The sequence below is a fragment of the Tenacibaculum aquaeponti genome, assembly GCF_052084715.1.
Lineage (GTDB): Bacteria > Bacteroidota > Bacteroidia > Flavobacteriales > Flavobacteriaceae > Polaribacter.
Genome location: NZ_CP197288.1, coordinates 843231 through 855405, shown reverse-complemented (window position 1 = coordinate 855405; position 12175 = coordinate 843231). Strand labels below are relative to the sequence as shown.

Below are 12175 nucleotides of genomic sequence, written 5' to 3'. Positions count from 1 at the left end.
TCTTAAATTCTAGTATAAGCTTTAAAAATATATTACAGTGCTTTAAAAACTATTGATGGAAACTGTAATTTATAAAGAAAGACTTTTTAATTCTAGATTAAAAAGATTCTTAAGCTCTTTTATGTCTTTTATTAAAACGATTAGAAAAGAAGTGTCTATTACTTATTTAATATTCTTTTTTGCTTCCGTACTATTAGTTATATTGTATAATAAAGCAGACTTACATTTAAAGTTAAATAAATATCATTCGTCTTTTTTTGATGTGTTTTTTAAATATTCTACTTTTTTAGGAGATGGAGTTATGTTTGCTGTATTGGCGTTTATTTTTTTGTTTGTTAAACGAAAAATGACTTTAGTATTCGTTGTAGGAGGTTTGTTAACATTAGTAATTACTCACTTTTTTAAAAAGATTATTTTTAAAGGAGTACCAAGACCAGCAGAGTTTTTAGGTTTAGAAAATTTACATCTTATTAATGGTGTTAAAATGGCTTTTTGGAATTCATTTCCATCAGGTCATACCATGACAGCTTTTACAATTTTTGCGATACTTTGTTTATACTTTAGAAAGTGTGTTTCACAATATGTTTGGATATTACTTGCTATTATTGCTGGAATTTCAAGAGTATATCTTTCTCAACATTTTTTGATGGATATTTTTGTTGGTTCAATTTTAGGAATTGTAATCGGTTTTGTTAGTATGAGTTTGTTTTTTCCAGAAAGAAAAAGAATTCATTAATGCAAAACGATTATAAAAAGATTACTATAATTACTATTGTAATCAGTACAATTTTAAGGTTCTTTTTAGCAGGAAGTTTGGAGTTTGGAAATGACGAAGTGTATTATTGGTTATATGCAAAATATTCAGATATAAGTCATTTTGATCATCCGCCAATGGTTGGTTTTTTTATACAGTTCTTCACTTTAGATTTATTATTTAGTTCTGAATTAACCATTAGGTTAGCCGCTATTATTCCTACAAGCATAACCATGTATGTTCTTTTTTTAATAGGAAAATACTTAAGAGGAGAAAAAATAGGTTTTATAGCTGTTTTATTATACAATATTCATATTTACGGATTTGTAATCGCTGGAACTTTTATTTTACCAGATTCACCCTTAGTATTTTTTTGGTTGTTGAGTTTTTATTTCTTTATTCAAGTTTTACCGAAAGACCCTGATCAAAAATTATATCTAAAATTAATTCTAGCTTTTGTGTTTGCCGGTTTAGCAATTTATTCTAAATATCAAGCTATTTATTTACTTTTTGGAGTTATTCTATTTGTTGTTGTTAAAAATAATGTATGGCTAAAAAAGCCTATTTTCTATTCTGGTTTTATATTTCCAATTATAGCTGTTGGAATTATTTTTTATTGGAATTATTTAAACGATTTTATCAGTTATAAGTTTCATGGAAATCGAGTTTCATTTTTTAGTTTTAAGTTCAATAAAGATTCATTTTTAAGAGAAATTTTAGGACAGTTTGTTTATAATAATCCTTACATAGTTGTAATGTTAGTTATTATGTTTCTTGCATTAAGAAAGAAGAAGTTTATTATGGATAGTAAAGTTTCTTATTTTTTTATCAGTTGTTCATTACCTTTAATTTTAACTACAGTTTATTTGTCATTTTCAAGAGATACATTACCACATTGGTCTGGAGTTTCATATTTAACTTTATTGCCATTATTAGCAGTTTTTCTTTCAGAAAAGAAGAGAATCATTAAAAAGCTTACCATTGGAATGTCGAGTTTTTTTATGCTATTGATTTTCGCTTCCATTATGATTACTACAGGATTTTTATTATCTGATAATTTATCCAAGACTAAAGAAATTTTAGGTAGAAAAGATGCCGTTTTAGATATGTATGGATGGGAACAAGCTTCAGAAAAGCTGACTTTATTTTTTGAAAAAGAAGAGTTAAGAAGTTTGCCTATTGTATCAAACAGATGGTATCCTGCAGCTCATATTGATTATTACATAGCTCAACCAAATTCAATGAGAGTTTATGGAGTAGGAGAGTTGACAGCTATTCATAAATACTATTGGATTAATAAAACATATCCTAAACTCGGAAATAAAGTTTTATACATTACGGATAGTAGAAATTATAAGGATCCTAGAGAAATTTATAAGAATGAATACTCAACCATAAAAAAACTAAAAGAAATTCCTATTGAAAGAAACGAAGCAGTAGTAAAATACGTTTTTCTTTACATATTAGAAAAATAATTACTCTTCATCTAGTAAATCCGGACGTATAGCTTTAGTTCTTTCGTAAGCTTTTTCTGAACGCCATTCTTCTATTTTAGGAAAATTTCCTGATAATAATACTTCAGGAACTTTCATACCTTCATATTCCGAAGGTCTTGTATAAACTGGTGGTGATAATAAATTATCTTGAAAAGAATCAGTCAAGGCAGAAGTTTCATCTCCTAAAACTCCAGGAATTAAACGAATAATAGCATCGCACAACACAGCGGCAGCTAATTCTCCTCCTGTTAAAACGTAATCTCCAATTGAGATTTCTTTTGTAATGTATTTATCTCTTACACGTTGATCTACACCTTTGTAATGACCAGTAAGAATAATAATATTTTCTTTAAGTGATAATGTATTTGCAGTAGCTTGATTTAAAGTTGGTGCATCTGGAGTCATGTAAATAATTTCATCGTATTTACGTTCAGCTAATAATCCTTCGATACATTTTGCAATAGGTTCAATCATTAATACCATTCCAGCACCACCACCAAATTGATAATCATCTATTTGACGGTAATTTCCAAATCCAAATTCTCTTAAGTTATGAAAATGAACTTCGGCTAATCCTTTATCAATGGCTCTTTTCATCATTGAATTTTGAAAAGGACTTTTAATTAAATCTGGCTCAACTGTAATAATATCTACTCGCATGATGCAAAAGTAGGATTTTATAAACGAACAAGTAAGTTTAGTTTATTTATATTTACAGATGTTATGAAAACAATTATTGATCGTTTACTTTATTACATTGAAAAGTTCTTTTCTTATTTGGATAGAATAGGAGAATTCTTCAAGTTTTATTTGATTGGAACATTAGCAATTTATCTTGTTTTTAAGATGTTAAAAGCAATTTTTTCATTATTGTTCAAGATTTTTTAGAAGTAATTATGATTAAAAAATTGAATAGGTGGTTGAGTTTTTATCAAATGATTATAATTATTACAATTATCATCTTGATGTTTTCTTATGAAGGAGATTGGATTATCAATTTTTACAGATTATTATTAGGGATTTTTCTTTTTCCTTTTGGTGTAGTTTCTATTCTTTCAATATTTAAAAAAGAAAAAAATGTAACTCCTTTTATCTTAATCACAGTAGCAAGTTTATTTATCGCTTCTTGTATTCTTCCTCTTTTTTATGAATTAGCTGGTTTTATTATAGCTTTATTTTTTGCATTATGGTTTGCTGTATTATGGAAGAGTAAAAATAAATTAGATCACCTGTTATTGTCATTTAATATCATCGGCGGAATAGCTTCAACAACTTTACTAATATTATTTTATTAGCATTTATTGTAAATTAAAAACCTCCATATCTAAAAGATACGGAGGTGTAAGATTATTTATGTTTTACTATTTTTAGTATCCTTTAACTTCTCCCATACTTAATTCACCATTTTTTCCAAAACGATGCATTTTAGGTAATAAAGTTCCACTTTCGGTAGTAATCCAATCTTCCCAAGTAGCAGGAACACCTTCCATTTTCATGCTAGGTACATACATTTTATAACTTATAGGAATATAATTTTCATCTAAAGTCCATAAATAAGAATCACCAGGAGTTGTCCCACCAGTTGTATATTTTACAAGTAAAGCTTCTTTTCCATCTACTTCTTTTACAGTACGAATTATTCCAGGCTCAAATAATTTATGAGGAGCAACTAACCAAAAACTATCGTTGTTAAAGTAATCTTCCGCTTTTTTAATGATCGCTTTATCTTTAGAATCAGATAATTTTCCATTAAAATAAATTATACTTTTTTCAATATTATTTGGATGAAGTACCACCATTGTAGAATCCCAAGTAACTTCTGCAATATGTTCTTTTTTGTTCCATTTGTAAGCTCTTCTACCACCAAAACTCCATTCTAAAGTATTTGTTGTTTTGTATGCGTCGTGTTTAATAGCTTTTAAAACCTTATTTGCTAATCCATCAGATTTTGGATTAGAAGCTTTTGGAGTTCCCATGTTGATTTCAAATCCGAATACATCTAACTTATGTTTTGTTGGAAGTTGTAAATCAGATTCGGTAGTAGTCCAATCATTCCAAGAAGCTCCAAGACCACCAATAGGAATAATTTGAGTCCACATTTTAAAGTGCGTAGGAAAACCATAATCATTTAAAATCCATAAATAAGAATCACCAGGAGTAGTTCCACCAGAAGTATAAGTTACAAGTAAAGCATCTTTATCGTTGTGTTTTACAATTCTTCTTTCGACTCCATTATCAAAAACTTTATGTGGAGCAATTAACCAAAAACTATCGTTATTAAAGAAAGCTTCTGCTTTTTTGATTAGTGTTTTATCATCGGATTTTTGTCCGTCCACAAAGATTTCACTTTTGTCAGGATTCTTAGTGTCTAATACTACTTTATTCTTCTCCCAAGAAACTTCAACTTTATCTTCTTGTTTGTACCATTTGTAAAAATGTTTTCCAATAAAAGACCATTCTATAATCTCCGTATTTTCGAAAGCTTCGTGTTGTAAAGCGATTAACATTTTATTGGCTAAGGCATCAGCTTCTTCACCTTGTTTCCCAGTAGGTAAAGCTTCGTTATATTTAAAATATAAAAATGTAAGTACTCCAATAATTAGTAGTAATAGAATTCCTATAAATTTTAAGAGTTTTTTCATTAGTTTGGTGTAATTAATTGTTTGATGGGTTGTGAAAGTTTTACTGCAGCTTCAGGATGATTTCTAAACCAAAGTTCAGGTTCAATCAACTCCAATTCTGCAATAGCTAATTTGTTATCATTATCAGTAAAAATATCTACTCTAGCATATAACGGTAATTCGTTACAAGCTTTAATAGCTTTTTCTGCAAAAGCAATTTCATCAGCAGTAGGAGTGTAATCGTGAACAGTACCTCCAAAATCATCTTGAACTCTAAAATCACCAGGTTTAGCGATTTTTAAAACAGCATGAGTAAATTCTCCATTGATAATAATTAACGAGATTTCTCCTTTCTCAACTATGTTTTTTTGAAAAGGTTGTACAATATAAGCTTCCTCAGCGATTAACTTTTGAAAAGTGTTTTCGTGTTCAGCAATTGTTTCAGAAGTTATTTTGTAAGTATGTCTTCCTCCTCCAGAAATACAAGGTTTTAATACAAAATTTTCTAAATTATGTTTTGTAGCTATTTCTTGTAAACTAGCAGTTTCGCCTTTTTCTATAAAGTAAGATTCACAAATATGAACTCCTTTGTTTTGAAGATCTAAAAGGTAATGTTTGTCTAAGTTCCAACGTATGATAGCTTCTGAGTTAATCAGTTTTGTTTGCTGACTTACCTTTTTTAACCAAGCAGAAAATTCTGGAAATCGATCAAAATAATCCCAAGTTGTACGAAAAAGAATATATTTTGTATCAGACCAATTAAAATCAGGATCGTCCCAAGATAGTCGAGTAACTTTTAGTCCTTCTTTTTCTAATGCTTTTTTTACTAAATCATCCTCAAGTAAAAGGTTTTTTATATAATCATTTACTTTTATAGGATTTACATATCTTTTCTCGGAAAGAATTACAACATCGAATTTTTTCATGCTGCTAATTTCTGAAAAACTATTTACTTATAGTTTGTATAATATGTTAATAATCTAGTTAGGAAAAGTATCATCAAAAATATATTGAAATTTATCAAGATGATCAAAAAGGTAGGGTAGATTAAAGTTTTCTTGTTTTTTATTTAATAGAATCAAATTAATTATAGTATAAGTTCTAAACTTATAGAACAAATTATTCTATACATGCTATTAGAAATAATTTAGATAATTAATTTTTTCATTATAGAGTAAATGTTTTTGTTGAACCTTTAATAACTTAAAAATGAATAGAAAAAAATTTATCAAAAAAGGATTATTAGGAATGGGAACTATTATGACAGTTCCAACATTGATTTCATCTTGTAGCAACGAAAATAACGAAAAAGGAATTACAGATTCAAATTCTTGTATTGTTTCACCAACTGAGACAGCAGGACCATTTCCTAACAAAACACCTGCTGATTTAGTTCGAGAAAATATAGTTGGTAATAGAACAGGGGTTCCTTTATTAATTAATTTTAAAATTCAAAATGCAAATGATAATTGTGCTGTTTTACCTAATGTATTAGTTGATATTTGGCATTGTGATGCTAAAGGAAATTACTCAGAATATAATAATCAATTAGATGGTGATTTTACAAGTGAAAATTTCTTAAGAGGAAGACAAAGAACAGACACTAATGGAAATGTTTCTTTTATAAGTGTTTTTCCAGGTTGGTATCCTGGTCGTACTCCACATATTCATGTTGAAGTAAAATCTAATACAGGATCTTCACTATTAATTACACAAGTTTCTTGGGATATTAACGTTTCTAACGCAGTGTATGCAACAAATGGATATAAAGGAAATGCAGATACTAATAATTCAAATGATGGTATTGTATCTAATGGAAATCTTGCAGATTCATTAACTGGTAATATAACTAGTGGTTATACTTTAACTAAAGTTATTAAGGTAAGAGCTTAAAAATAAATGCTTAACTATTAATTTTAAAAAGGTTAAGCATTTAATTTTATTTATAATTATTGTAATGCGTTGTTATATGTTCTGGAATTGCTATTGTAGAAGGATAACCTTTATCTGCAACAGGTGCTTCTAAAACTTGTTTCACCGGTATAACGCCAGCCCAATATGGTAAATCGTAATCTTCTGGTTCATCGTTAACACCTTCTGCTCTTACTTTAGCTGAAGCTGAAGTAATAGTAAATTCAATAACCATAGTACGATCTAATTCTTTCTGATGCATCGGACGTAATGTGTCCCAGTGATTAGGAATCATTTGATCTACAATATCTTTTATAAATATTGTTTTTAGCTGATCTTCAGTAATTTCTTTTACTTCACCAAAAAGTGTTACAGAACGATAATTTACAGAATGATGCAATCCAGAACGAGCAATTACCAAACCATCTAAATGCATAATATTGATGGATGTTTTCCCCGAATCGAGAATAGCTTTTAACATTCGATTTGCTGTTGATCCGTGTAAATATATTTTATCTTCTTTTCTAGCGTAAGCCATTGGAATACTAATCGGATATCCATCATAAATGTACCCTACATGTCCAATAAATCCTGCATCGATAATTTGATGAATTACTTCAGTATCGTAAATAGCTCTATTCTGACCTCTTTTTACTCTATTAAGTTTCGTTTTTTCAAAAGTTCCCATAGTTTATAATTTTTTTGCTAAAATTGGATTTTCATATCCTTGTTTGTTGATTTTGAAATAAATATTGCCTACTTTTTCAAAGTCGTTTTTTTCATAAAAGTTAATAGCTCTTGTGTTTTTGATATATACCGTAAGCCACATAACGTCAAACTGTAATTCTTTTGCTTTTGCAACAGTTTTCTTAAAAAGTTCTAATCCGAATTTATGAGTGATAAATTCATCTAAAACATAAATACGCTCTAAACGACAACAATTCTGATTTTCTATAAATTCTGAAGGAGCATTTAAAACTAATTTTACATAACCAACAGGCAGTTGATTTCTATATAGTATAAAATATACGTTGTTACTATCTTCTAATTCTTTTTTAGTAGTTTCAATAGAAAAAGCTTTGTCTAAATAAGCATTTAAGTTTGTTTTATCTTCAATGTAATCACCATGAGATTCTCTAAATGTAACTCTACCTAATAAGGCTAAAGTTTCTAAATCTTTTACTGTTCCTTGTTTTATTTCTATTGTATCTGTTTGTGATATTGTCGCATTCATAATGCTAAGCTTCATTAATTATATATTCCATGTACTTTGCCGTTTTTTCTACTGTTTTCTTACCATGAATTTTTTCAACGATATGAAAAGATAAATCAATACCAGCAGAAATTCCACCAGAAGTATATGTTTTTGAATTCGATTGAACATAACGTTTATCTGTAATAGTTTTTCCTGAAGGAACTAATTTTTCCATGTCTTCATAAACTAAATGATGTGTACAATACGGATTGTTGTCTAAAGCTCCAATTTTTGCTAAGAATCGAGAACCAGAGCAAATACTCATTGTAATTTCTGTTTCTTGATCTGTTTTAGCAATCCAATCGATAATTTCTTGATCTTGTATAGCTTGATTAGTTCCGTCTCCACCAGCTAAAATTAGAATGTCAACTTTTGGACAATCATTAAAATCGTATTTTGGATTTACAGATAATCCGTTTATAGCAGAAATAGCTTTTTTGGTTTTCGCTACGGTAAAAACATCAAATAATTCAAAATTATTTAACTCTGAAGTCACTGAAAAAACTTCAAATGGTCCGGCAAAATCTAATACTTCTGCATTATCAAAAATAAATATACCTACTGTTTTTTTCATGTTATAAATATCGTTCTTTAATAATCTCTATATGCCAAATATCATGACCAGGAATTACAAATGCAGCAGCTCTAGCAGACATTTTAGTTCCGTTAGCATTACCTATAAAAGATAAATCTTCGTTGTTTAACGATTTTAATAACTGTATAGAATTGGCACGATTAATTTTAAATTCTTCTAATAAATCACCTATATTTTTATGACTTGCATTTGATGGCGATATGTAAATGTTTTGATCAAATCCAGCTAAAGGAGTAGTGTCTCTTCTAGCAATTCGAAAGCATCTATGTATAAATACACGTTCAGAGTCTATCAAGTGTTGAAAAATCTCTTTAACACTCCATTTTTCTGGTTGATATTTATAATCTAGTTTCTCGTTAGAAATATTCTTAAAGAAATCATAGGTTTTATGAGCGCCTTCAGAAAAGCTATCAATTAAAGTAATATCATCAGAAAGTTTATGAATATATTTTCCGTAATATTCGTCGTATTCATGAGGTAAAACTTCTAATTTTTTCATGGATTGTAACTTATTTTCATTCAAAAATAATACATTTATGGTGTGTTGTATTAGTCCAGAATTAATTTAATTAGTAGTCCAGATGTTTCCTTACAAAACAAGTTTACACATTAATAGAAAAAGCAAAGAACCTTTGTTTTTACAGTTAACGAATCAATTCATTCATTTAATAAAAGAGGGAAAAATTCCGTCTGGAACTAAATTGATAGGAACCAGAAGTCTAGCTGAATTATTGCAAGTACATCGAAAAACTGTTGTAGCCTGTTACGAAGAATTGGCAATGCAAGGTTGGTTGGAAACGATACCTAAAAAGGGAACCTTTGTGCCTGAGAATCTACCACTTTTAAAATCTGAGGATTATAAAGGAAATGAAGTTTCAGATAATATAGATCAAATAGGTTTTTCGTATTATAAGTCTAATTTACCTGGAAAAACAATAGAAAAAGAAGAAGGTTGGTTATATATTAATGATGGTGTTTCAGATGGAAGATTAACACCAACAGAAGATTTAGCTAAGATTTACAGAAGGATTTCAGCTAGAAAAAATATTACTGAACATTTGGGGTATATATCTACTCAAGGAAATGAACAACTTCGAGGTGTTTTAGCGAGTTATTTAAATGAAACTAGAGGTTTAAGTATTACCAAAGATCATATTTTGATTACAAGAGGTAGTCAAATGGGAATATGGTTATCCGCACAATTACTTTTAAAAGAAGAAGATATTATTGTAGTTGGAGAAACAAATTATGCTTCTGCAGATATTACTTTTTTACACCAAGGAGCAAAAGTTTTACGAGTTCCTGTTGATGAAAGTGGGATAGATACGGTTGCTTTAGAAAAAATTTGCGAATCTCAGCAAATAAAAGGAGTGTATGTAACTTCACATCATCATCATCCAACTACGGTAACATTATCTGCTGAGCGTCGCATTTGTTTATTGAATTTGGCAAAGAAGTACCGTTTTGCCATTATAGAAGATGATTACGATTATGATTTTAATTATAATCATGCTCCAATTTTACCATTAGCAAGTCATGATGTACATCACAATGTAATTTATATTGGTTCTGTCTGTAAAACAGTGGCACCAGTTTTTAGAGTTGGTTATTTAATTGCTGATAAAGAATTTGTAAATGAAGCTTCGCAAGTTAGAGGTTTTGTAGACCGACAAGGAGATGCATTACAAGAATTAACTTTTGCGGAATTTATTAAATCTGGAGATTTAGATCGTCATATTCGAAAAGTGCTTAAGGTATATGAAAAGAGACGCGATTTGTTTTGTAATTTATTAAAAGAAGAGTTGAGCGAGTTTTTCAGCTTTAATAAGCCGAAAGGTGGAATGGCAGTTTGGCTAACTTTAAATAAAAAATATACTTGGAATCAAGTATCTGATATAGCAAAAAAATATAAGTTAGCAATAGGAAATGTTTCTCGTTACGATATGGCAAAAACAAATCATAATGCAATACGAATGGGATTTGCTACATTTAATGAAGAAGAACTTTATGAATTAATTAAACGAATGAAGTTTACAATGAAAGATTTAGTAAATCAGGAAAAATCCGTTTAAATTTTTTAGGAAGTTCTTTTTCAAAAAGAACTTTTTGATTGGTAAAAGGGTGTATGAATTCTAATTTTGAAGCATGTAAATACAATCCATTTCCATAAGAAAGTAATGCTTCGATATAATAATCTTTATCGCCTAAAATCGGATTGCCAATAGCATGTAAATGTTTTCGAAGTTGATGTCTTCGTCCTGTTTTTGGATGTAATTCTACAAGGTTTAAAAAGGTGTATTTTTCTGAAGGAATACTCTGTAAAACAGTGAATAATGATTTAGATTCTTTTTCATCTACTGGAATTGTAATTTCTCCTGATGATTTCATGTTATCAATAGTTATAGCATGATATGTTTTTTCGATTTCTTTTTCTTCAAAAAGTTTTGTCAATGCTATAGTTGCAGCATTAGTTTTACTAATAAGTAATAATCCACTTGTTGGATAATCTAAACGGTGTACAGGTCGAGGTATTACAGCATCTTCAAGTGTACTTTTTTTCAAGTTTTGTTCTAAAGCGTTAGCAATAGTTGCAAACGAATTTCCACTAACTAAAACACCAGCAGGCTTAAAAATTACAGCAAGATATTCATCTTCAAAAATAACTTCTAAAGGAAAATTAAATGTTTTTTTATTCGATGCTTCTTGATACAATTCAATTAATTCACCTCCGTTTATAAATAGAGCAGTAGTTGCAGTTTTTCCATTTACAAGAACTAATCCTTTTTTAATGGCTTTTTTAAAACCAGATCTAGTCGGATTCGTATTAAAAATGCCAATTCCATATTCTTGTAAACGTATTGGTTGTTTTAGTTGAGGTACTTTATGTTGCTCTTTTAATTTCAAGTAGAATTAATTTTATGGCAAGATGGTATAAAAAAACGAAGCTGAAAAATAGTTTTTCAACTTCGTTTGTTATATATCCAAGATTTTAATTATACCAATCCGTTGTGCATTTAAATACTTAAACAATTCTAAGATATCAGTTCGAGTGCTTTTGAGGCACGAAAAAGTGTATCGAGAACTATTTTGAAGTTAAAATCCTTATTTTCGATAAAACTTTTCTTCATTTTATATGAAAAATCACTCGAATTGACAGAATTTTATTCTAAATCTATAATAGATTACACCATAGTTTTATTACAGTATGTTGCTTTTTCAAAATCTCTGATATTAATAGAGATAATTGGAACATCTGGAAACATTGATTTTAATGTTGATACAATACTTTCAGAAAGCTTTTTCTTTTGGTCTGCAGTTCTTCCTTCCATAATATTTCCAAATACATGGATAAAATCATCAGAAGTATTTCCAATGGTAAAATATTGAAAAGGATTTATTCTCACTTTAATATCTCCTTTAGCAAACAAACCTGAAGCGTCTGCAGTATTGTAAACTTGTTGTATAATCTCTTGAGGAGATTTCAATTTTATAATATGCTCTGAACAATCAATTACAAAATGTGGCATAATAATATTCTTATAT

At 28.9% G+C, this 12175-nt stretch carries 14 protein-coding genes; 5 read left to right on the top strand and 9 right to left on the bottom strand.

What is annotated here, in order from left to right:
* The first annotated feature begins 55 nt into the window (after nt 1-55).
* Both ACSIGC_RS03900 and ACSIGC_RS03895 read left to right on the top strand, forming a co-directional pair.
* A complete protein-coding gene (locus ACSIGC_RS03900; RefSeq protein WP_442266855.1) occupies nt 56-736 on the top strand; it encodes a phosphatase PAP2 family protein in 681 nt (226 codons plus the stop codon).
* Nucleotides 736-2229: an ArnT family glycosyltransferase gene (locus ACSIGC_RS03895; protein ID WP_442266854.1), complete on the top strand. Its 1494-nt coding sequence runs from the start codon at nt 736-738 to the stop codon at nt 2227-2229. Before ACSIGC_RS03900 ends, ACSIGC_RS03895 begins: the two co-directional genes overlap by 1 nt.
* On the opposite strand, the gene trmD is transcribed toward ACSIGC_RS03895, so the two are convergent.
* Entirely contained in the window at nt 2230-2910 is a 681-nt protein-coding gene (gene trmD / locus ACSIGC_RS03890) for a tRNA (guanosine(37)-N1)-methyltransferase TrmD (protein ID WP_442266853.1), read from the bottom strand.
* Between the two features lie 275 nt (nt 2911-3185).
* Here trmD and ACSIGC_RS03885 point away from each other — a divergent pair, with 275 nt between their 5' ends.
* Complete coding sequence (locus ACSIGC_RS03885; RefSeq protein ID WP_442266852.1) at nt 3186-3545, top strand: hypothetical protein; 360 nt, start codon at nt 3186-3188, stop codon at nt 3543-3545.
* A 72-nt stretch (nt 3546-3617) separates the two neighbouring features.
* Here ACSIGC_RS03885 and ACSIGC_RS03880 read toward each other — a convergent pair whose 3' ends face one another.
* Together ACSIGC_RS03880 and ACSIGC_RS03875 are read right to left on the bottom strand one after the other, a co-directional pair.
* The gene (locus ACSIGC_RS03880; RefSeq protein WP_442266851.1) at nt 3618-4892 is read right to left on the bottom strand and encodes a hypothetical protein; all 1275 of its coding nucleotides are present in this window, start codon (nt 4890-4892) and stop codon (nt 3618-3620) included.
* Nucleotides 4892-5797, bottom strand: coding sequence for an ATP-grasp domain-containing protein (locus ACSIGC_RS03875; protein WP_442266850.1), 906 nt, complete (start codon nt 5795-5797; stop codon nt 4892-4894). The genes ACSIGC_RS03880 and ACSIGC_RS03875 overlap by 1 nt, the downstream gene beginning before the upstream one ends.
* A gap of 283 nt (nt 5798-6080) precedes the next feature.
* On the opposite strand from ACSIGC_RS03875, the gene ACSIGC_RS03870 reads away from it, so the two are divergent.
* Nucleotides 6081-6764 (top strand): dioxygenase family protein, encoded by a 684-nt coding sequence (locus ACSIGC_RS03870; RefSeq protein ID WP_442266849.1) that lies wholly within the window; start codon nt 6081-6083, stop codon nt 6762-6764.
* Nucleotides 6765-6810: 46 nt separating this feature from the next.
* Here ACSIGC_RS03870 and ACSIGC_RS03865 read toward each other — a convergent pair whose 3' ends face one another.
* The 4 genes from ACSIGC_RS03865 to ACSIGC_RS03850 are packed head-to-tail and all read right to left on the bottom strand — an operon-like array spanning nt 6811 to nt 9131.
* Nucleotides 6811-7470 carry a pyridoxamine 5'-phosphate oxidase family protein gene (locus ACSIGC_RS03865; RefSeq protein WP_442266848.1) on the bottom strand — a complete coding sequence of 220 codons (660 nt, stop codon included), beginning with the start codon at nt 7468-7470 and terminating at the stop codon, nt 6811-6813.
* 3 nt (nt 7471-7473) lie between these two features.
* Nucleotides 7474-8016 carry a GNAT family N-acetyltransferase gene (locus ACSIGC_RS03860; RefSeq protein ID WP_442266847.1) on the bottom strand — a complete coding sequence of 181 codons (543 nt, stop codon included), beginning with the start codon at nt 8014-8016 and terminating at the stop codon, nt 7474-7476.
* 4 nt (nt 8017-8020) lie between these two features.
* The gene (locus ACSIGC_RS03855; protein ID WP_442266846.1) at nt 8021-8611 is read right to left on the bottom strand and encodes a DJ-1/PfpI family protein; all 591 of its coding nucleotides are present in this window, start codon (nt 8609-8611) and stop codon (nt 8021-8023) included.
* 1 nt (nt 8612) lies between these two features.
* Complete coding sequence (locus ACSIGC_RS03850; protein ID WP_442266845.1) at nt 8613-9131, bottom strand: DinB family protein; 519 nt, start codon at nt 9129-9131, stop codon at nt 8613-8615.
* Between the two features lie 82 nt (nt 9132-9213).
* Here ACSIGC_RS03850 and pdxR point away from each other — a divergent pair, with 82 nt between their 5' ends.
* Nucleotides 9214-10704, top strand: a complete 1491-nt coding sequence (gene pdxR / locus ACSIGC_RS03845) for a MocR-like pyridoxine biosynthesis transcription factor PdxR (protein WP_442266844.1) — start codon at nt 9214-9216, stop codon at nt 10702-10704.
* Here the strand turns inward: pdxR and ACSIGC_RS03840 are convergent.
* Together ACSIGC_RS03840 and ACSIGC_RS03835 are read right to left on the bottom strand one after the other, a co-directional pair.
* Nucleotides 10664-11536, bottom strand: a complete 873-nt coding sequence (locus ACSIGC_RS03840) for an RluA family pseudouridine synthase (RefSeq protein ID WP_442266843.1) — start codon at nt 11534-11536, stop codon at nt 10664-10666. The two genes, pdxR and ACSIGC_RS03840, sit on opposite strands and share 41 nt — an antisense overlap.
* Nucleotides 11537-11814: 278 nt before the next feature.
* On the bottom strand, nt 11815-12159 hold the full coding sequence (locus ACSIGC_RS03835) for a 5-carboxymethyl-2-hydroxymuconate Delta-isomerase (RefSeq protein ID WP_442266842.1): 345 nt from the start codon (nt 12157-12159) through the stop codon (nt 11815-11817).
* Nucleotides 12160-12175: the final 16 nt, after the last annotated feature.